This window comes from Alteromonas sp. NFXS44 (assembly GCF_040148705.1).
GTDB lineage: Bacteria > Pseudomonadota > Gammaproteobacteria > Enterobacterales > Alteromonadaceae > Alteromonas.
Map to the genome: position 1 here is coordinate 220,468 of NZ_JAGDEA010000002.1, position 22,083 is coordinate 242,550.

A 22,083-nucleotide genomic window follows, 5' to 3' on the forward strand; every position below is an offset into this window, starting at 1 on the left:
TAGTAATTTCTTTATACTCTGCAACTGCACTTTGGGATAGTTTCTAATTACAAGCAGGAGCACTAATAATGAAAGCACCAATCCTGCTTCCTCTCGTATTGGGGATATCAGCATCTGCCATTGGCGATGAACTGCTTATTTCTCAGTATGTTGAAGGGAGTAGCTCTAATAAAGCGATAGAAATCTATAACCCGACAGACAGCGCGGTATCACTGACTGGTTATACACTGTCCATCTATTTCAACGGAAACACTGCAGCGGGCGCGAACATCGAACTTACAGGTTCAATCGCAGCGCAAAGTACACAAGTTATTGCCAGTTCAAGTGCCGGAGACACTTTGAAGGCATTGGCTGATGTGCTGACTTCACAGTCCATGTTTAATGGTGATGACGCCATTGTTCTGACTGACAGCAGCGGTAACGTTCTTGACAGTATTGGCCAGGTTGGCGTTGATCCCGGTTCTTCCTGGGGCAGCGGCAGTGTAACCACAGCGAACGACACACTCATACGTTTAAGCAGTGTTGCCGGTGGCGATACTGACCCGTTTGATGCCTATGATACGTCGGAATGGGAAGGTCTGGCTCAGGATGATTTCACAGGCCTGGGCAGCCACGATTACACCGGTGGTGGTGATGACGGCGGCGATGATGGCAGTGGCACCGGCGGCGGTGACGAAGACTTAAGCGGTGTTTGTACAAACTGTCCTGATCTGGACAAAGTTGCAGATGCCGGCGAATTTGATGTTGCTTCATACTACGCAGCGGTTCAGGCTGAAATCGATGCCAGTTCCGACACCTCTGTTATCCGTCAGGTACTCAGTGAAACCATTTCCGGTCAACGGGTGCTGACTTATTCTGAAGTCTGGACGGCATTAACGGAAACCGATGAAGATCCTGCAAATCCGGATAACATCATTCTGATTTATTCCGGCAAATCGATTCCTAAGTCAGAAAACGGCTCCGGCGAGTATTCCAGCCAGCCTGACTACTGGAACCGTGAGCACAGCTGGCCAAAGAGTCATGGCTTCAGCAGCTCGTCAAATGAAGCTTATACCGATATTCAGCACCTGCGACCGTCTGACATTACCGTTAACAGCAGCCGCAGCAACCTGGATTTCGACAATTCCGACAACGCCCTTTCTGAAGCGCCGGCCAACCGTATCGACAGTGACTCTTTCGAGCCACGGGATGAGGTAAAAGGCGACATCGCGCGGATGATGATGTACATGGATATGCGCTATGAAGGTGCCGGCAGCGATGTTACGCCGGACCTGGTACTGGTTGACCGTATTACCTCAAATGGTGAAGCGGCGCTGGGCAAACTGTGTACGCTGATTGCCTGGAGCAATGCTGATCCTGTAGATGCAGACGAAACCCGTCGTCACAGTGCCATCTATGAATATCAGGGCAACCGTAATCCGTTTGTCGACCATCCTGAATGGATCGACTTATTTTACGATGCAGACAGCTGTGGTGATGTAACAGCGCCCGATCCTGAGCCGGAGCCGGAGCCCGATCCGGAACCACAACCTTCCGGCAGCGGTGCACTGATGCTCACCGGTGTATTTGACGGCCCGTTATCCGGCGGTACACCTAAAGGTATCGAATTACTGGTAACGCAGAACATTGATGATCTCAGTGTGTGTGGTGTCGGCGGCGCGAATAATGGTGGCGGTTCTGACGGTCAGGAATTCACTTTCCCTGCGGTATCAGCTGTGGCCGGCCAATTCATTTATGTTGCCAGCGAGGCCACAGGGTTCGCAGACTTCTTCGGTTTTGCACCGGATTACACCAGTGGTGCTATGTCTGTCAACGGTGACGATGCCATTGAAGTCTTTTGTGACGGCGCGCTGGTAGATTACTACGGTGACCGTGATACTGACGGCACGGGCACAGACTGGGATTATCTGGACAGCTGGGCTTACCGTACCGGCGGCAGTGCTTCTTCAACGTTTAACATTGCAGACTGGCAGGTTGCCGGTACCAATGTGTTTGACGGTGAAACCAGCAATGCCACTGCTGCAATGCCTTTCCCGCTGGGTTCTTACGTAGCACCGGCCACAGAGCTTTTCTTTTCTGAATACATTGAAGGCGGTTCTAATAATAAAGCGGTTGAGATTGCTAACCTGACATTGTCTGACATCGACCTGAGTACATACGATGTGCAGATTTACTTTAACGGGTCAGCCTCTGCCGGTCAGATATTCACTTTAACCGGCACACTGGCTGCGGGTGATGTATTTGTGCTGGCGCATACTTCTTCGGAAGATCCAATCCTGAATGTGGCAGACATGACCAGCGGCAGCGTTCAGTTCAACGGTGATGATGCTGTTGTGCTGCGTAACAATGGCGTGATCATTGACAGTATTGGTGTTATCGGAGAAGACCCCGGTTCATACTGGTCTGGTGGTGACGTGCGTACACAAAACCGCACGCTGGTACGCAAGTCTTCTGTGACGGAAGGCGACAGTGATGCTTATGATGCGTTCGACCCCAGTGTTGAATGGGATGCTTACGCTCAGGATACCTTCGATTACCTCGGTTTCTACGGCACCGGCAATGATGATGGCGGTAACGCATCATTAGGTATTTGCGGTGACGAAGCGACATACATCAGTGCTGTACAGGGAAGCGGTGACAGCTCACCACTTTCAGGTCAGAGCGTGATTGTTGAAGCCATTGTGACCCATGTGACACCGGCTCTGGACGGTTTCTGGATTCAGGAAGAAAGCAGCGACAGTGACGGCGACGAGACAACCTCTGAAGGTGTGTTCATTGCCAGCGCTTCTCTGGCCGGCTCTGTCACTGAAGGTGAGATTGTCCGTTTAGCGGGTACGGTTGGTGAAGACTACGGCCGCACAATGATCACTGCCTCTTCAGAAGCCCTGTCCTGTGGTTCCGGCTCTGTATCTGCAGTGGCGATTACTCTGCCTATGACAGATGCTTCCGGATTTGAAAAATATGAAGGCATGCTGGTAACCAGTAACGAAAACTGGGTGATCAGCAATATCTATCCGTATTCTGACTTCGGTGAAATCTGGGTGTCTACAGAGCGTCTGTTCAACCCGACACAACTGTATGCACCGGGTTCCCAGGAAGCGGCAGACCTGGCTACTGCTAACGGGCTGAACAAGCTGATTATTGACGATAATGCAGACGGTTATGCGTCAGAGTGGATGCTGCCTGCAGGTGGTTTCACACCTTACAACACTATCCGTTCCGGCGACCTGATCACCGGTGTAACCGGCGTAATGGACTATGGCTATTCTGCATACCGTATCCGTCCGGTTGAGGTGCCGTCTTTACTGGCTGATAACTATCGTGAAGATGCTCCAGTGGTATCTGAAGGTAACCTGAAAATTGCCAGCTTCAACGTACTGAACCTGTTCAACGGTGACGGTAATGAAGGTGGTTTCCCGACAGAGCGCGGTGCAGATTCCTATGCAGAATATCAGCGCCAGCTGGCGAAAATTGTCAACGCGCTGGTAGCCATTGATGCTGACGTACTTGGTCTGCTGGAACTGGAAAATGACGGTTTCGGTGCTGACAGTACAGTGGCTCATCTGGTTGATGCGCTGAATGCGGAATTTGGCGAAGGCACTTACGCCTATGTAGATGCCGGTGTTGAACAGTTAGGCACCGATGCGATTACCTCAGGTATTCTGTACCGTCCTGCCGTGGTTACACCTTCAGGTGCACCGCAGATTCTGATGGAAACGAACAGTCCTTCTGATGAGGAAGGCGTGTTGTTTGCAGACTACGGTAACCGTCCGTCGCTGTCACAACTGTTTACACACACTGAAAGCGGTAAAACCTTTGTGGTTGATGTTAACCATCTGAAATCGAAAGGTTCAAGCAGCAGCTGTCAGGAAGACGGTAATACCGAACAGGGTTTCTGTAACCGTAAGCGTACCCGTGCCGCCATGGCCATTGCACAATGGTTGCAAAGCACTTATCAGGACACGCCGATGATCCTGCTGGGAGACTACAACGCTTATGCTCAGGAGGATCCTGTGCAGGTACTGGCAGAAGCCGGTTTTACCGACACCGTGTCTGAATTGAAAGGCAGTGCGTCTTACAGCTATACCTATGACGGCCTTGTGGGTACGCTGGATTACATGTTCAACAACGCCGCTGCCCGCGATATGCTGGTGGATGTTACTGAATGGCACATCAACAGTGATGAACCGGAGTTCTTCGATTATAACGAAGAATATAAGCCGGCTTCATTCCTGAACGAGCTGCCCTTCCGTGCGTCTGACCATGATCCGGTTATCGGTACTTATCAGCTGGACGCAGATGTGCAGGCAGTGACAGGTGACTGGGACGGCGACGAAGACGTGGATAACAATGATATCCGCAGTTTCATGTTTGCTATCATCGCCCGTCAGGCTATCGACATGGCTTTCGATTTAAATAATGACGGCAAAGTGAATACCCGTGACATCGCAGTAATGCGTTCGTTATGTACACGCAGCCGCTGTGCGACGGAAGACGCGCAGAACAACGGTGCCCGCCGCAATCTTGGTGCACTGTTACGCAGCAGATAAATACTGCTGATTTGATATAAATGAAAAGGGCGCCTTGCATTGCAGGCGCCCTTCTTTTTTATCTGTTGCTATCGTTGCCAGTGATAATCAGCGGTAGTCAAACTCACTGCCACTGACGGCAAGTACATTCTCAGCGCCGCTTAACATGGCTGACAAATGCGCGTCCCGCCGTGGCAAGATACGTGCAATGTAAAAATCTGCACACTTTTGTTTCGCTGCGGCAAAGGTGGGATTGTCTCCCCGCGCGGCTTTATCTGCCATGCTGTACCAGCACAGACCAGTTAATGAATACGCTGTGTAAGCCAGATAATCACAGGCCGCAGCCGCTACAAATACCGGATCTTTGTCCAGGCAGGCAGTGGATGCATCCATCCAGCTGCCCAGCAGAGTCTGTGCATTCTGTCTGGCGTCTGAATCTGTCATAGCGTCAACAAGTCCGGCAAACACGTCGTAAGTCGCTTTCAGCATGTTGCCGCCATCGCGGGTCAGTTTACGGCCAATTAAATCCAGCGCCTGTATGCCATTGGTACCTTCATACAACTGGGCTATACGCACATCCCGCATCAGTTGCTCCATGCCCCATTCCCGGATGTAGCCGTGTCCGCCGAATATCTGGATCCCCAGGCTGGTGGTTTCCAGCCCCATATCAGTGAAGAATGCTTTGCAGACCGGTGTCAGAAATTGCAGAACCTGACCGGCGTGCTGTTTCTCGTCCTCTGTCCCGTAGTGCTCCGCATCCATATACTTTGCATATAACAGTGATAAAGCGCGGCTGCCTTCTGTTAACGTTTTCTGGGTGAGTAGCATACGGGCCACATCAGGCTGAAATACAATAGGATCGGCTTTCGCGTCCGGTTGCTGTACGCCCTGTGGCGCGCGGCTTTGAAGCCGTTCTCTGGCATATGTCAGTGCGCCCTGGAAAGAGGCTTCTGCAGCACCCAGCCCCTGCAGACCTACCTGAAAACGGGCATCATTCATCATGGTAAACATACAGGTCAGGCCCTGGTTTTCACCGCCAACCAGCCAGCCTGTCGCGCCATCGAAATTCATCACACAGGTGGGACTGGCTTTGATCCCCATCTTGTGTTCAATACTGCCCACAGACAGCGAGTTAGCTTCACCCGGTTCTCCCTGACTGTCCGGCATAAACTTCGGCACCAGAAACAGGCTGATCCCCTTCACACCTTTCGGCGCATCAGCTAAACGTGCCAGCACCATATGGATAATATTCGACGTCCAGTCGTGGTCGCCGCCGGTGATGAATATTTTGCTGCCGGTAATGCGATAACTGCCGTCGTCCTGCGGCTCGGCTTTTGTGTTCAGCAAAGCCAGATCAGTACCGGCCTGAGGCTCTGTCAGGTTCATGGTTCCGGTCCACTCTCCGGACACCAGCTTAGCCAGATAAGTGGCTTTTAAATCCTCACTTGCATGGCGGCTGACAGCCAGAACAGCGCTTTCTGTCAGCATAGTCGTCAGGCGCCAGCTCAGGTTGGCTGAGTTCAGCATTTCATGCACCGGCACCGCCATGGTGTAGGGTAATCCCTGACCTTCGTAGTCCACCGGACCAAGCATGGCGTTCCAGCCATTGGCAACATACTCTTCATAGGCCGCAGCAAACCCTTGCGGCGTAGTTACTGCACCATTTGCAAACGTACAGCCGGCTTCGTCACCGCTGCGGTTTAGCGGTGCCACCACGTCTTCTGCAAATCTGGCTCCCTGAGTGAGCACTTCGCTGGCAAGCTCAAAATCGAAATCTTCCAGTCCGGTCGATTGATAATGGTCACTGACGTTCAGCCAGTCCCGCAACAGAAATTGAAAATCCGCCAGTGGCGCCTGATATTGCGGCATGATTCACTCCAAAGTTAAACGCTTGTTTGAATTTTAACATTATATGCACAAACTCACGGGACAAGATAGCCTGCAGGTTTTAAATTTAGTGTTTGTCATCTGAATGAAAGCATAGTCTATGAGCTGAGAAAGGGCAGCGGTAGCCGTAGCGGCGTGAATTGAGCAGACCGGTTGCGGGGTAATCCTGATTATCCCTTTAAGCGTAGTTATGTGATGACAAAAAGTGCCTGGTCAGACGCTCTGCGTTCAGGCATGTGATTGACAGGGAATGAATTGCAATTTCGTAAAGATATAAACGGACTCCGCGCGCTGGCAGTGATTGCCGTGGTGCTTTTTCATTATCAACCGGAATACCTGCCCGGCGGCTTCGCCGGCGTCGATGTGTTCTTTGTGATATCCGGTTTCCTGATGACTTCCATTATCAGCAGGGGGCTGGATAAAAAAACCTTCGGTACCTGGCGGTTCTATTGTGCCAGAGCTAAACGTATCGTTCCTGCTCTGACAGCGGCTTGTCTGGTATTACTGGTGTGCGGCTGGTTTGCTGTCACGCCGGTTGATTATGCCGCGCTGAGTAAGCATATTGCGTCCAGCCTGACTTTTGTTTCGAATATTGTGTACTGGCAGGAGGCCGGTTATTTTGATGCGGCATCGACGCAAAAATGGTTGCTGCATACCTGGTCACTGTCTGTGGAGTGGCAGTTTTATCTCCTTTATCCACTGATACTCATCGGGCTACGTAAACTGTGTGGCAGCGAGTCCCTCAGGCATGTTGTGCTGGCCCTCACCTTGCTGGCCTTCTTAGCTAACCTGTGGCTGTCTTTTGCTTATCCTTCAGCAAGCTATTTTTTAATTTCTGCACGGGCCTGGGAAATGCTGGCCGGCGGAGTGGCATTCTTCTATCCGTTAAATGTTTCAGACAAAACGCGGGGTTACCTTGCACTGGCGGGACTGGCGCTCATCGCAATAACCTATTTTGTTATCAGCGAAGATAATCTCTGGCCCGGCTATCTCGCATTCTTTCCGGTTGCCGGCACGTTTATGGTCATTCAGGCGCGGGACGAAAAGAGCGTCATCACCACCAATGTCGTCAGTCAGAAACTGGGATTGTGGTCTTACTCCATCTATCTTTGGCACTGGATCATTGTGGCGGCGAACAATATCTACCACCTTGAACTGTCTTTCTGGCTTTTTGTTACCCTGACTACTCTGGCAGGCTGGTTGTCCTACCGGCTGATAGAGCAGCACCACCGGCCCCGGCGTTACTGGTTGATGTTCATCCTGACCCTTGCGGGGAGTTTATGGGTTTACCTGCAACAGGGATCGCCGGAGCGCGTGCCGGAGAAATTCCATCATGATGCTCTGTCTTACCATGAAACCTATTATGGCGGGGCGGGATACAGTGCCGATGAATGGATTTATTTTCATGCGAAGGACAATGACTACAAGTTTATTCTGATTGGTGACAGTTATTCTCTTCAATATGGCCGTACGCTGCGTGACAGCGGGATCCCGGTACTCGGACGGTTTTATCATGGCTGTCCCTTCTTTCCCACACTGGCCAAATATGAAGAAGGCGGGGAACTTGAAGCTTGCTCCGATCAGTTTGAGGAAGTGAAACAACGGATAGAAGGTAACGACAAGCCGCTGGTTCTGGCTCAGTCATGGGACAGTTATCAGGAAAAAATCATGAAAAAGGACGCCAGTGATAAGCTGGAGCTTACCGAAGAAGAATATAACGACAAAGTCATCGCTGAAATGGAAACCTTTATCTCAAGGTTAGGTGACAGAAAGTATTTTCTGGTTGGTGTGCCACAAAAGGCGTGGGTAAATGCTTACGAATGTCTGGCCAGGCAGTCTCTTCCCGCCGCCGGCTTTTTTCCTGTATGCAGCAGTACTCAGCCGAAGCAGGACTACTCTGTTAATGGCCGCCTGAAGCAATTTGCTGAAGCGCACAGTAATGTGTGGTACGTGGATCCTGATGCCGCCCTTTGTGAAGGCGAAACCTGTACCATCATTGATGACGGGGAACCGGTTCACTCAGACCGCTCTCATCTTGCGGTGCACGGGGCAGGAAAAGTCTGGCAGGAATTGATGCAGGTGATGGCGTCTGCTGATGTCAGCCTGGCGACGGAGAAGCCCTGACCGCCTGAGATTGTCAGTTATGAAACTGAACGCTGCCGGCACGGTTCATTTTTACTTTTCCGTCAACTGCAGGCATCCTGTTAGCCATTGTGAAGGCGAAAGCTGAAATAGGAAAAGTAATGCAACAATCATCACCTGTTTGCGTGGTCACCGGCGGCAGTTTAGGGATCGGTCTGGCCGTCTGCGAAAAGTTTGCGTCCGGGGGATATCAGGTCATCAATTTAGATATTCGTGATTTCGATAACCCTCCTGAGCACGCGCAATGGATGCAGTGCGATGTCACCAGTGCTGCAGCGGTCAGTGACTGTATCAGTGACATTGCAGCGCGTTTCGGACGTATCGATTGCCTGGTAAGCAATGCGGGTATGCATTTCTCTGCCACCATCGAAGACACTACTCCGGAAGACTTCGATAAGGTGTTCTCTTTAAACGTGAAAGGGGCCTATCATGCAGTACGCGCGGTGTTGCCGGTAATGAAACAGGCGAACAAAGGCGCAATCATCATCATGGCGTCAGACCAGGCGATCATCGGTAAGCGTAATTCTTTTGCTTATAACCTGAGTAAAGCGGCGCTGGCATCCATGGCTAAAACCACCGCGCTGGATTACGCGCCTCATAATATTCGTGCAAACGCGGTTTGCCCGGGCACAATCGAAACGCCTTTGTATCATAACGCCATCGATAAATATGTGGCCGCAAGCGGTGCGGATAAAGCAGAAGTGCACGCAGAAGAGGCCGCTGCACAACCCCTCGGACGGCTGGGACAACCGGAAGAAGTGGCTGCGTTAATATTCTTCCTTGCCAGTGAAGATGCGGCTTTTATCACCGGCAGTCTGCAAAGTATCGACGGCGGCTATACCACACAGTAACCATGAAAATCATCGACGCCCATCTGCACTTATTTGATTTACAGGCCGGTGAATACCGCTGGTTGTCCCCTGACAATCCGCCATTCTGGCCGGATAAACCGGTTATCGCGAAAAATTTCTCTGAGTCTGATTTAGTTGTGTCAGCCCCGGAGCAGCTTAGCGGGTTTGTGCATATTGAAGCCGGATTCGACAATGCAAAGCCCTGGCGTGAGGCTGATTACCTGGCGCAGCATTGCCATATGCCTTTTCGCGCAGTTGCCGGCTTTGATTTGCTGGCAGGTAATAATCAGCATGTGATTTCAGAATTGCTCAAACGCCCTTGTATTACCGGTGTCAGGCATATTCTGGACGACGAAGCCGCGTCTGTTCTGAACGATGCTGAAGCCAAAGGGAGCCTGGCATTGCTGGCAGAGGCGGGATTGAGTTTTGATGCCCAGTTATCCTTGTATGACACTGCCGGCGTCCAGGCGCTGTCTGCTGTGGCTGCGGATTTTCCTGCCATGTCCTTCATTCTGAATCATGCCGGATTTCCGTTGGCAGATAAAAATATTAAGGTGTGGCAGGACAACCTGAAAGCCTTAAGCAGGGCTGATAATATTGCCGTAAAACTGTCCGGTTGGGAAATGCATAACCGTCAATGGCGTGCTGATGATATTGCGCCGGTGGTGAACACCGTGCATCAGTATTTTGGCGAAAGCCGGGTAATGACAGGCAGTAACTTTCCCTTGTGTACCTGGCACAGTGATTACGATGCTTTCTGGCGCACAATAACGCAGGCAGTGCCCGCCGTGTATGCAGACAAATGGCTGAGTGAAAATACTCTGGACTGGTATTTTGGTTAGCCTGCCGGCTATTCAGGTAATCCACACCGGCAAGCTTAGAGATAAGGTCTGAGACTTTTATCCGATAGAAATACGGCTGTCAGGGTAGCGAACATGACGTTGTCTCGGACTTGCCAGCAAATAGGCGAGGGTAAGCGGCCCCAGCCGGCCAAGGAACATCAGTACAATAATAATGCCTTCGCCGGCAGCGGATAAGCTTCCTGTCAGTCCTCTCGACAGACCCACCGTGCCCATCGCCGATACAGCTTCAAAGACGATATCCAGAAAAGGTGCATCCTCTGTGATGGTCAGCAGAAAAATCGCCACCCAGGTTACCCCGCCTGAAATCACTGTCAGAGCCAAAGCTTTAGACACGGTTTCTGTACGGATGGTGCGTTGAAAAAGCGTTGGCGCGTGGTCACGGCGCAGAAAATTGTAAGTGGCGGTCAGAAGTACCACGAAGGTTACGACTTTGATACCGCTGGCGGTACTCATTGACCCGCCGCCGATAAACATCAGCAGCAACATAAGGGTGACAGAGCCGTCTTCCAGTGCAGCAATATCCAAAGTGTTAAAGCCCGCAGTTCTCGGTGTGACTGCCTGAAACCAGGAGGCCCACCATTTACCCGCCGCGTCCAGCTTGCCCAGCGTGTCCGGGTTATCGTATTCAATGACATAAATAAGCAATAACGCTACTACGTTGATGATGACCGTACCGGCTATCATGGTTTTACTGTAAGGCGTCAGCGTTTGCCAGCTTCGTTTTTTAACCAGATCTATCCATACAGAAAAGCCCAGTCCGCCGGTGATGAACAACGCGGTAATCGTGATGTTAACTACCGGATCGCTGACATACCGGGACAAACTGTCCGGCTGCAGTGCAAAGCCGGCGTTATTGAACGCGGATATGGTATAGAAGAAGGCTTCGTATGCGGCCGTTGACCAGCCAGATTCCGCCTGCCAGTAGCAGGTCAGGATCAGCATGCCTGCGGCTTCTGTTACCAGCGCAAAAAGAATAACGGCTTTGGCGGTACTGACCAGCGACGACGTGTCGGTTTCATTAAACGCTTCTTTCACCGCGCTTTGTTGCAGAAAGCTTATTTTACTGCCTACCGCGACCAGTGTTACAACCGCAAAAGTCATTAAACCAAGACCGCCAAATTGAATGAGGCCGGCAATAACGGTTTGTCCGAAAAGAGTGAAGCCGGTTCCGGTATCCACAACGGCAAGTCCCGTTACAGTCACCGCTGAGGTGGCGGTGAACAGGCTTTGCGTCCAGGTGATTGGTGCTGTGGTGGCAAAGGGCAATTTAAGCAGCTGGGTGCCAAGAACGATAAAGCTCAGAAAGCTCAACGACAGGATAAGAGGCGGAGCCGCCTGAATTTTTCGCGCGCCTTTCGGCTTTCGTTCCAGCGGGCGGTTCGCCGGTAACCAGCGTTTCAATGTTTAAGTCTCGGCGCAATTTTTACCAGCACTTCCCTGGAACCACTCAGCACCAGCTGATCTTCAGGTTTCAGGTGAAACGCCATGTCAGGCGTACAGTGTATCTGATGCTTACGTTTAACCATCAGGCAGTGAATATCATCTTTGTAGCCGTTAATGACCGTATCCAGTGTCATGGGGGACTTTGTTTGCGGTACCACCACTTCTACAATGTAATAGCCGTGCCCCAAACTCAGATAGTCGCTGACCATAGGATAATTCAATGCCTGAGCCACGCGAACGCCCATCTCTTCTTCAGGATGAATGATCCGGCTCACATCCAGTTTTGAAAGAATGGTGTGATGCGCTTTGCTGTTAGCCTTCACCCAGATATTCTGCACACCTTCATTTTTCAGGTTCAGCACACACAGCAAGCTGGCCTGCATATCTTCACCGATGGCGACAAGCACGGCATCACTGTCGTGAAGACTGAGTTCTGCCATGGCTCTTTCGTCGGTGGCGTCACAGATAAGGGTTTGGGTCAGTTCGGTAGAATATTGTTCAGCCAGCTTTTCATCGCTGTCGATACCGGTAACAGTGTGACCCAGATGGATCAGTTCTAAACTGGTGGTAATGCCAAAGCGGCCAAGGCCGATGACAGTAAAATGCGCCATAAGTGCTCCAGAAAACGGAAACGGCGTCGCAAGGATTGCGGCAACTGGCGTATGGTACGTGAGAGACTGGAAAAAGGAGCGGTTACTGAACGTGATAGTTGGTGGTTTCAGCTATGTAAGCCGGCGCTTTCCTGCGGACAGAAAAAAGCCGTTCAACGGATGAACGGCTCTGAAGATTTTAAATGCGTCACTGCGACTTATTTCAGTTCAGTCACTGACATGTTGGGTGAGCGGTAAACCACTTCATCATTCAGCTCGATACCAATTCCCGGTGTGTCCGGCGCTTCGATAAATCCGTTAACCGGTTGAGGATCCTGAATACATAATTCACGGTTCCAGGATTTTGTCGCGTAGGTGTGATGCTCGTGGATCAGGAAGTTAGGAATGGCGGTTTCAAGGTGCAGGCTGGCTGCCGTTGCCACCGGACCACCGCAGACGTGAGCCTGAATGCGCACATCGTATATGTCGGCGTAGTCACACACTTTTTTCGCTTCGGTGAAGCCGCCGCACAGACCAATATCAGGCTGTAAAACGTCCAGAGACTGATCTTCCAGATACGGACGGATGCCCCAGCGGTTATACAAACGTTCGCCGCCGGCAATCGGTGCCTTCACGTTACGGGCAACTTTGTCATGCAGTTTTGAGTTCAGGTAGTTAACCGGTTCTTCGTAGTACATACAGCCGAATTCTTCTACCAGTTCGCCCAGTTGAATAGCCGTAGTCGCACCCGGTAAGCTGTGGCATTCAAAAATAATATCGCCTTCGTCACCCATGGCATCACGGATTGCCTGCAGACGTGCACGGAACAGTTTCATTTCCCCTCTGGAAATGATTTTCGTGCGGTCATAATGGGTGTCGCCGTTAATGTCATAAACGATTGGGTCAACTTTCACCGCGGTGTAACCTTCAGCCATCGCCTTTTCTGCGGCACGGCCATATTCTTCAGGCTGGATCAGTTTGGTGATAGTGGTATCCCAGTCGAACTGTAGCTGACTGGCGTAAGAACGCAGCTTGCCGTTAGTCTTACCGCCAAGCAGTTGATAAACCGGCAAGCCAAGTGCTTTACCTTTGATATCCCAAAGGGCTGTATCCACCGCACTCATGGCGGCGTAAATGACAGGACCGCCACCTAAGCCCCAGAAGCTCTCACGGAGCATTTTCGACCACAGACCTTCAGTGTTGAAAGGGTTCCAGCCAATCAGCATAGCTTCTGCGATTTCTTTGATCATGTGCGCAGCAGCAGAATGTCCCCAGTCGTAAGCCAGGCCTGCTTCACCAACACCGGTAATACCTTCATCGGTGTAAATACGCACAAAAACCGGATTCCAAGGCGGACGTTCCGGGCATTCAATATCAAATATTTCAACTTTGGTAATTTTCATCTTTTGTCCTGAATGTAGTTGCTGTCTAAGCGCAGACGCAGCGGGAAAAAGGATTGGCATTCATAACCGTCTGCCGCAGGGATGCGGCAGCCGAGGCACCATGGATGGGTTTACGCCGTGTTATGAATGACAATCCGTTCCCGCAACGGCGCCGCCGCGATAGCTGACAAGATTCCGTATAAACCGGTGCGCTATAAATGCCAATCCCGTCCCCGCAATTAGCCTGCAACTAGCTTATTCGCAGAATGTCGGGTCGAGTTTCCAGGCTTTTCTCAGCATCGCTGGCCAGGCTTTCTGGCCGCCGGTTTCGCCTGAGTGTACAATTTTTGCCTGATCATAAATGCCCTTTACAATGGGCTCGGGTATTTCAATCACTTCCTGACCGGATTGCATCAGTGACATTTGTATATCACAGGCGCGTTCCAGATCATAAAAGCGCATAAATGCGTCGCCTACCGTAGGGCCTAACGTCAAGCCGCCGTGATTGGGCAATAACATATGGTTGGTATCGCCCAAATCATCCTGTAATTGCTTTCTTTCATTGTCATCAACCGCCAGACCTTCGTAGCTGTGATAGCTCAGCGAGGGCAGGGAGAACAGAGAATACTGGCTCCAGGGTTTCAAACCACCTTTAACTGACGCCACGGCGATAGTGGCTTTTGTGTGCAGGTGAATAACACATTTCGCATCTTCACGGACTTCGTGTATGGCGCTGTGAATGGTGAAACCGGCCGGATTAATCTGGTAGGGGGAGCCATCGAGAATATTGCCGTCGAGATCCACCTTCACCAGATTCGACGCGCGCACTTCATCAAATGCCAGACCAAAAGGGTTAACCAGATAATGCTGTGTACCCGGTACTTTAGCGGAAATGTGAGTATAGATAAGATCGCCCCAGCGCATGTTATCTACCAGCCTGTAGCAGGCGGCGAGATCGACGCGGGTTTGCCATTCTTCCGGCGACACCTTGTCTTTCAAACTGAAATGTTCAAGCTCAAACACGGGTATCACTCCTTTTATGTCCTGTTGATACAAAGTAGCAGAGGGACTGACAGTCAACAATGCCAGTATCGTCTGACTTATTATTTATCATCCGGAGGAAAATGCAGAGACGTTGAGATTTACTCTCCGGACTGGTTCGCTGTGGTGGTGTTACCACCGGCTGGTTGCGTATTCTGATGCAGTATTGTGACGCTGTCACGCAGCGGGATCAAATGATCGCGGTTTTCCATGTCTTTGATATTGATTGAAAAAACATCACGCTTTACCCAACTGAGTGATTTGCCGGTCCAGCCGGGCGAGGGGAAGTCGCCAGTGATGTTGTCCAGGCCGGCTTGCTGGGTGCATTCGTACACGGCCATATTCTGGCTGGTGGTCAGCACAAGTTTACCCACTTCCACGTTTACACCGGTTTGTTGCCAGACCTGTTCATGCAGGGCGCACTGTTCACTTTGCTCTTCATTGATGCTGGCCAGCGGCATGGTCAGAAGACCTCCGGCGTTTTCCAGCAGTAATGCGTATTTATCTGTTTTGATCACACAGGCGAGAGCGTCATGAGCCGGTAAGGTTGATTCAACTGAACGGCAAACCGGGGGCGCGGGAACCTCAGAGCAGCCAAAAAGCGGCAGAAGTAACAAAACGACTGATGAGCGAATCCTAAAAAGCATACAACCAGGTAAAATAAAATTTAAATAATTATAAACAAACAGACCGGCAGCCTGATTTCATCATGAGTTGTCCGGCAGTATAACAACAATAACAACAGCCACGTACCAAGGCTTGTTTTAATTTCTCAGTGCATGGAATAGAAATGCATACACAGTGTCAGCATCGCCCTGACTGTGCAGTTGAGAAACGTTGATAGGAATCAGAGATGTCGAAAAAGTCCTTTTTGTCCCCGTTACTGGTGGGCGTTGTCGCGTTAGGTGCGTTCTTAATTTATATCAATCTGCCTGCTGAAGAATCTTCCGCAGGCGGAGGCCGTTTACCTTCTCCCGTTCGCGTGACTGTAGTTGCCGAGCAAACCTTTCCGGTGACCATCGAGGCGCTGGGTACGGCCAATGCCAACGAATCGGTCACGATCACGGCGCAGCAGACCGACCGCGTTACAGACGTAAAGTTTGATGACGGTGATACGGTAAAAACCGGGCAATTACTGGTTCAGTTGAATAATGACCAAGAGCTGGCCCGCATTGTTGAACTTGAAGCGAACATTGTGGAAGCGAAAAGTCAGTATGAGCGGGTAGTGAACCTGGCCAAAACCCGCGCGGCATCGCAACAAATACTTGGCGAACAGCAAGCCAAACTGAAAGGACTTGAAGCGCAACTGGATGTTGCGAAGTCTCAGCTGGATGAGCTGCAAATCCGTGCACCCTTTGCCGGTCTGCTTGGCATCCGCAACATCAGCAAAGGCTCACTGGTACAACCGGGTGACGCCATTACCACGCTGGATGATATCAGCATTATCAAGGTCGATTTCAGTGTGGCAGAAGGGCAGCTGGCCAGCCTTTCTCCCGGTCAGCGGGTTATCGCCCGTTCCGTAGCGTATCCGGGAGAAGATTTTGAAGGCACCATTGCCACTATCGGTTCCCGTATCGATCCGGTCTCACGCTCTGTTCTGGTAAGAGCACACATTAAAAACGAACCGGTGAAAATCCGTCCCGGTATGCTGCTTCAAATCACACTGGAAAAGCAGGTTCTGGAAACACTGGTTATTCCTGAAAAAGCGCTGGTGCCCATTCAGGATAAGCAGTACGTATTTGTCGTGAATAACGATGTGGTCGAGCAACGCGAAGTCATTATCGGTGAGCGTAAACCCGGTATCGTGCAGGTTGTCGACGGCCTGGTCAGCGGTGAACGTATTATTACCGAAGGCACGTTACGTGTGCAGGAAGGCTCTGCCGTTCGTGTACTGAATGCTGAGGGAGTGTAACCATGTGGTTATCTGATGCTTCCGTAAAAAGGCCGGTGTTCGCATCGGTGATTAATTTGCTGGTGGTGATCTTCGGCATCGTGGCGATCAGTATGCTGTCGCTGCGGGAATATCCGGATATCGACCCGCCAATCGTATCAATCAACACCAACTACGACGGGGCTTCTGCCAACATTGTTGAAACCCGTATCACTCAGTTGCTGGAAGACCGGATCAGCGGAATTGAAGGGATAAAAAATATCACCTCAACCAGCCGCAACGGACGTTCGTCTATTTCAATTGAGTTTAAGCTGACCCGTGATATCGATGCCGCTGCCAATGATGTGCGGGAACGGGTGAGCCGTGCGCTGAACAACCTGCCTGAACAGGCTGATCCTCCCGAGGTATCAAAAGAAAGTTCAGACGAAGATGTTGTGGTGTGGTTTAACCTGCGCAGTACCAACCTGGATACCATGGAGCTTACCGATTATGCTGAGCGTTTCCTGGTAGACCGATTGTCTATTGCTGATGGCGTGGCCAGGGTTCAGCTGGGCGGCGGCCGGACCTATGCCATGAAGGTGTTTCTTGACCGTAACGCCATGGCGGCACGTGGTATCACCGTTACCGACGTGGAAGATGTGATTCAGTCAGAAAACGTAGAGTTGCCGGCTGGTGAGGTCGAGTCCAATGACCGGGATTTTGAGGTGCGGGTAGCGCGCTCATTCTTAACGCCGGATGATTTCGCCCAGTTGACTGTCGCGGTAGGTAATGACGGTTATCTGGTACGACTGGGTGAAATTGCCAATGTGGAGCTGGCACCGGAGGATGACGAAAGTGAATTCCGCGGTGACGGTGTAAACATGATTGGCCTGGGGATCATTAAGCAGTCGAAAGCCAATACCCTCGATGTGGTGCGTTCTGCCAAAGAGCAGATTGCTAAAATTGAAGAAACGCTGCCGGATAACATTTTCATTGTACCCAGTTACGACTCTTCGGTATTTATCGAGGAATCAATCAACGAAGTATACAACACCCTGATTATCGCCATGATTCTGGTGGTGGTAGTGATTTATCTGTTCCTCGGGAATGTCCGTGCAACACTGATCCCTGCTGTCACCGTGCCGGTGTCGATGATCGGTGCGTTCATTGTGATGTACATGCTGGGCTTTTCCATTAACTTGCTGACGCTGCTGGCGATGGTGCTCGGCATCGGGCTGGTGGTGGATGATGCCATTGTTGTGCTTGAGAATATTTACCGTCGTATCGAAATGGGAGAGCCGCCTTTACTCGCGTCTTACCGCGGGGCAAAAGAAGTAGGCTTTGCTGTTATCGCCACCACGCTGGTACTGATTTCTGTATTTGTACCGCTAATCTTCCTGGAAGGAAATATCGGGCGGTTGTTTACAGAATTTGCGCTGGCTATGGCCGCCGCTGTGGCTTTCTCCAGTTTTACGGCGTTATCGCTGTCTCCCATGATGTGCTCGAAATTACTGAAAAAGCAATCGCGGGATAAAGGCTTCGGCAGCTGGCTGGATAAGCGCTTTAAAGCTATCGAGAACCGCTATGAAAGCAGTCTGGGTACTACCATCCACCAGCCATGGCTGATGGCCGTGCTGTTCATCATTACGCTAATTCTCATCTGGCAGCTGTTCGGGAAAATTCCCGGAGAGTTCACGCCGAAAGAAGACCGGGGGACTTTTTATATAATGGTAAAAGGTCAGGAAGGTGCGTCTTTTGAAAATACAGCGGAAAGCATGAGAAAAGTGGAATCGATTCTGATGCCTTACCGTGAAGAAGGGACTTTCGATCGCCTGCTGGTACGTGCGCCGGGCCGGGGCACCATGGCCGGGCTGGCTGTGGTAGGCGTGATCCCATGGGATCAGCGTGACTTCACGTCTTTTGAATTAATGGAAGAGGTGACTAAAAAACTGGAAGTGATTCCGGATGTCACTGCGTTTGGCGTAATGCGAAGCGGCATCAGTGGCGGGACAGGGCGTCCGGTCCAGTTTGTGTTGCAGGGCGACACCTACGAAAACCTGGTGGCCTGGCGTGACATCGTCATGGATAAAGCCAGAGACAATCCGGGACTGGTTCGCCTGGATTCCGATTACAAAGATACCTCTCCGCAGTTACTGGTGAATATAGACCGTGACCGCGCAGCTGATTTAGGGGTGTCGATTTCTGATATCGGCCGCACGCTGGAAGTGATGCTGGGACAACGCCGTGTATCTACTTACCTGGACAGAGGCGAAGAATACTACGTCATCATGGAAGGGATAGAATCGGATTACCGCAGCCCCAGCAGCATTGATAATCTGTATGTCCGTTCACAACGCACCGGTCAGCTTATTCCCATGGATAACCTGCTGAAAGTGGATGAGCAGGCGACTTCGGCGCTGCTGAACCGTTATAACCGCATGCGTGCTATTACTATTGAAGCGAACCTGGCAGAAGGTTATACCCTCGGGGAAGCACTGGCGTATCTGGAAAACATCGTTGCGACAGAACTGCCTGATGCTGTGTCCATTGACTACAAAGGTGAGTCCCAGCTTTATCATGAAGCCGGTAACTCATTTATCTTCGTCTTCATTCTGGCACTGGCGGTGACTTACCTCATTCTTGCAGCCCAGTTTGAAAGCTGGGTGCATCCGCTGGTTATTATGCTTACCGTTCCTCTGGCACTGGTCGGGGCGTTTATCGGCTTGTATGTGGCAGGCATGACCATGAATATCTACAGCCAGATCGGGCTGGTGATGTTGATTGGTCTGGCGGCGAAGAACGGTATTCTTATTGTTGAGTTTGCCAACCAGTTACGGGATGCCGGTGTTGAATTTGAAGAGGCGCTGAAACGTGCTGCAGCCCAGCGCTTACGCCCGATTGTGATGACGGGTTTCACTACGGTATTCAGTTCGCTGCCGCTGGTGCTGGCAACAGGCCCTGGATCTGAAAGCCGGATGGTGATTGGTATGGTGATATTTGCCGGCGTAATCGTATCGGCCTTTATGACCCTGTTCATCGTGCCTACAGCCTATGCTGCATTTGCCCGCAATACCGGGTCACCGGAAGCCCGGGAAAAAGCACTGACAGAGCAGGATGCTGCTATTCCATACCGCAAGGGGGAGTTGGAATAAACGGCGAGTAAACGACAAATGGCCTGCCTGACGCAGGCCATTTTTTTATCCGCGGGAGACTATTTCAGCAACCAGACATTTTCCTGTGCCGGCACTTTGCCTTTCAGGTTGATTTCTTTACCCTGCAGCAAGGTTAAGCTGTAGTGGTCGATGTAATGCTGTTCTACTTCGTTGCTGATCACTGAGAACGGCGGGCCATCAAGCTTTTGCTGGTCGTAATCGAAGGTCACCAGTAACTGTGGAGCCGTATTGGTAATTTTACGAAGATGTGCTGCATAGCGGACACGCATTTCAAACGGTAAAGCTACCAGTGCGGCACGGTCGTAGATGGCGTCTACTTTGCCGAGCATGTCAGCCGTAAGATCAAAAATGTCGCCGCCGAAAAGGGTGAAATTGGGAACGTCGTAGCGGGTTACGCCATTCAGCTTTTCTGAATCAGGAATAATGTTTAACTTATCGAATAACTGAATGATCGCCAGATGGCTTAATTCTGCTGCTACCACCTCATAACCCTTCGACAAGAGCCAGGGAATATCCAGTGTTTTGCCGCATAAAGGCACGAAGATACGACTGCCCGGAGCCAGCGATAACTGGTCAATATTGGCAGTCAGATTCGGGTTCGCTTCAGGCTCATGAAATCCGGTTTCATTGTTTTGCCACTTTAACATCCAGAATTGCGGATCCATACATTCCCCTAAAGAAGATAAAAAAGCAGATTATCCTAACCAGTCCGGCAGGTAAATCACAGTCACTACTAAAATACCGGACCAGACGGCCAGGATGGCGGCAGCGCGGTAACTGATACCCCGCACCGAAGGCAGCTTATGTGCCGCATCGTTAGGTAAAAAGCGGGATAACACAAAGGCTGAAGACAAGGTAATCACAAAACCAATCAGGTTCCACCAGAACCAGAATAACGGGTTGCCGCTCAGCCACAGAAACACGTTTACCGCTACACCGGCCAGTAATCCGGCATTAGCGGCAGCAGGAGACACCTTGCGGCTGTGAATACCTGCCAGGAATGTGGCCAGCACCGGACCGTAAAAAACTGAACCGATTTTATTAATAGCCTCAATTACCGTCGGAGCAATGTTACCGGCATACAACGACAGCACCAGAGTGATCAGTCCCCACACTATACCTGCAAGGCGAGCCCGTTTCAGATAGGTCTCATCATCGGGTTTGGCACCGGTGATACGGCAAATGTCTTCGGTGGTCACCGCAGCCAGACTGTTAATGGCAGAACTGAGCGACGACATGGCCGCAGCCAGAATGGCGACTACCAGAATGCCGACAATGCCTGCAGGAAGATAGTTAATAATAAAGACGGGCATCATCCAGTCGGGTTCGCCTTCCGGGATTTGCGCCTGCAATTCCGGCGTTGCTATCACAAGGGCCCCGATCACCAGGCCTGCAGCGCAATACAGCAATGTGACGGGAAAACGCAGAAAGGCTACGGTCAGCATCATTTTCTTTAAGTCTTTTATGCTGTGGCTGGACAGCGCCCGCTGGGCTTCAGACTGATCGCACCCGTAATACGAGGCATACAGCACAAGACCGCCAAACAGCATGGGCAGTAAACCGAAATCGCTGCCATTTAATCCGGCTGTACCGGTATTAGCTGCCTGCAGACGCTCCGGCGGAATGATTTCAAATACTTTGTCCCAGCCACCGGCAGTGTCCAGACCGGCCCACAGACATAAAGCTGCGCCGGCAACGATGAGGATCATCTGAATGGCATCACCGTAAACCACCGCTTTCATGCCGCCCATTGCTGAGTAAATCAGTGTGATCACTCCGATAACCAGAATAGCGTGAAACTGGTTCAGTCCCATGGTGCCCTGTAATATCAGACTGATAGCGTAAATCATAATGGCAGTGGCGAAGGAACGGCTGATCTGAAAGACGAAGCTGATCAGCAAGCGGGTAGAGCGGGAGAAACGCTGCTCAAGATAGTCATAGACACTTACCACACCGGCGTTATGTAAGGTGGGCAGCAAACGCCAGAGCATAATAATTACCGCCAGCGGCAAAGCCAGTTCGTAGCTCAGCCAGATGAGACCGCCACCTTCACGCAGTCCGACAAATGCCGGTGCGGAAATGAAGCTGATTGCGGATAGCTGGGTTGCCATGACAGAGAGTGTCAGTGTGGGCCAGGCCAGTGAGCGCCCGCCGAGAAAGTATTCCTGCCCGGAATGCTGATGCCTGAACCTGAGTCCTAAAAACAATAATCCCAGTAAATAAATACCAACAATGGAATAGTCCAGCCACGTCATTCCTTTCTCCTGAATTTGCTTCCGCTGCCTGCGCGTAATGAGGTAACACGTTGAATA

The 22,083-nt window shown here is 51.1% G+C and carries 14 protein-coding genes; 6 read left to right on the top strand and 8 right to left on the bottom strand.

Annotation, left to right across the window (positions count from 1 at the left end; translation table 11 throughout):
* The first annotated feature begins 68 nt into the window (after positions 1 to 68).
* The gene (locus J3369_RS04170) at positions 69 to 4,550 is read left to right on the top strand and encodes an ExeM/NucH family extracellular endonuclease (RefSeq protein WP_349584129.1); all 4,482 of its coding nucleotides are present in this window, start codon (positions 69 to 71) and stop codon (positions 4,548 to 4,550) included.
* An 87-nt stretch (positions 4,551 to 4,637) separates the two neighbouring features.
* Here the strand turns inward: J3369_RS04170 and J3369_RS04175 are convergent, their stop codons facing one another.
* Positions 4,638 to 6,398, bottom strand: a complete 1,761-nt coding sequence (locus J3369_RS04175; RefSeq protein ID WP_349584132.1) for an acyl-CoA dehydrogenase family protein — start codon at positions 6,396 to 6,398, stop codon at positions 4,638 to 4,640.
* A gap of 273 nt (positions 6,399 to 6,671) precedes the next feature.
* Between J3369_RS04175 and J3369_RS04180 the strand changes: the two genes are divergently transcribed.
* From J3369_RS04180 to J3369_RS04190, 3 genes are all read left to right on the top strand, one after another.
* Entirely contained in the window at positions 6,672 to 8,540 is a 1,869-nt protein-coding gene (locus tag J3369_RS04180; protein ID WP_349584135.1) for an acyltransferase family protein, read from the top strand.
* A 119-nt stretch (positions 8,541 to 8,659) separates the two neighbouring features.
* Entirely contained in the window at positions 8,660 to 9,409 is a 750-nt protein-coding gene (locus J3369_RS04185) for an SDR family NAD(P)-dependent oxidoreductase (protein WP_349584138.1), read from the top strand.
* A gap of 2 nt (positions 9,410 to 9,411) precedes the next feature.
* Positions 9,412 to 10,251, top strand: coding sequence for an amidohydrolase family protein (locus tag J3369_RS04190; protein ID WP_349584141.1), 840 nt, complete (start codon positions 9,412 to 9,414; stop codon positions 10,249 to 10,251).
* Between the two features lie 57 nt (positions 10,252 to 10,308).
* Here the strand turns inward: J3369_RS04190 and J3369_RS04195 are convergent, their stop codons facing one another.
* The 5 genes from J3369_RS04195 to J3369_RS04215 form a co-directional block, all read right to left on the bottom strand.
* On the bottom strand, positions 10,309 to 11,673 hold the full coding sequence (locus tag J3369_RS04195; RefSeq protein WP_349584144.1) for a TrkH family potassium uptake protein: 1,365 nt from the start codon (positions 11,671 to 11,673) through the stop codon (positions 10,309 to 10,311).
* Positions 11,670 to 12,326 carry a potassium channel family protein gene (locus J3369_RS04200; protein ID WP_349584147.1) on the bottom strand — a complete coding sequence of 219 codons (657 nt, stop codon included), beginning with the start codon at positions 12,324 to 12,326 and terminating at the stop codon, positions 11,670 to 11,672. Before J3369_RS04200 ends, J3369_RS04195 begins: the two co-directional genes overlap by 4 nt.
* Before the next feature lie 197 nt (positions 12,327 to 12,523).
* A complete protein-coding gene (locus J3369_RS04205; protein WP_119500080.1) occupies positions 12,524 to 13,708 on the bottom strand; it encodes a mandelate racemase/muconate lactonizing enzyme family protein in 1,185 nt (394 codons plus the stop codon).
* Between the two features lie 234 nt (positions 13,709 to 13,942).
* On the bottom strand, positions 13,943 to 14,710 hold the full coding sequence (locus J3369_RS04210) for a class II aldolase/adducin family protein (RefSeq protein WP_119500081.1): 768 nt from the start codon (positions 14,708 to 14,710) through the stop codon (positions 13,943 to 13,945).
* 119 nt (positions 14,711 to 14,829) lie between these two features.
* Entirely contained in the window at positions 14,830 to 15,246 is a 417-nt protein-coding gene (locus tag J3369_RS04215) for a hypothetical protein (RefSeq protein WP_303573769.1), read from the bottom strand.
* Positions 15,247 to 15,581: 335 nt separating this feature from the next.
* Between J3369_RS04215 and J3369_RS04220 the strand changes: the two genes are divergently transcribed.
* The gene (locus tag J3369_RS04220) at positions 15,582 to 16,640 is read left to right on the top strand and encodes an efflux RND transporter periplasmic adaptor subunit (RefSeq protein ID WP_349584152.1); all 1,059 of its coding nucleotides are present in this window, start codon (positions 15,582 to 15,584) and stop codon (positions 16,638 to 16,640) included.
* A 2-nt stretch (positions 16,641 to 16,642) separates the two neighbouring features.
* Positions 16,643 to 19,750: an efflux RND transporter permease subunit gene (locus J3369_RS04225; RefSeq protein WP_349584155.1), complete on the top strand. Its 3,108-nt coding sequence runs from the start codon at positions 16,643 to 16,645 to the stop codon at positions 19,748 to 19,750.
* Between the two features lie 59 nt (positions 19,751 to 19,809).
* Here the strand turns inward: J3369_RS04225 and tmpT are convergent, their stop codons facing one another.
* The gene (tmpT, locus tag J3369_RS04230) at positions 19,810 to 20,436 is read right to left on the bottom strand and encodes a thiopurine S-methyltransferase (protein WP_349584158.1); all 627 of its coding nucleotides are present in this window, start codon (positions 20,434 to 20,436) and stop codon (positions 19,810 to 19,812) included.
* A gap of 30 nt (positions 20,437 to 20,466) precedes the next feature.
* Positions 20,467 to 22,026 (bottom strand): sodium:solute symporter family transporter, encoded by a 1,560-nt coding sequence (locus J3369_RS04235; protein WP_349584161.1) that lies wholly within the window; start codon positions 22,024 to 22,026, stop codon positions 20,467 to 20,469.
* Positions 22,027 to 22,083 lie beyond the last annotated feature (57 nt).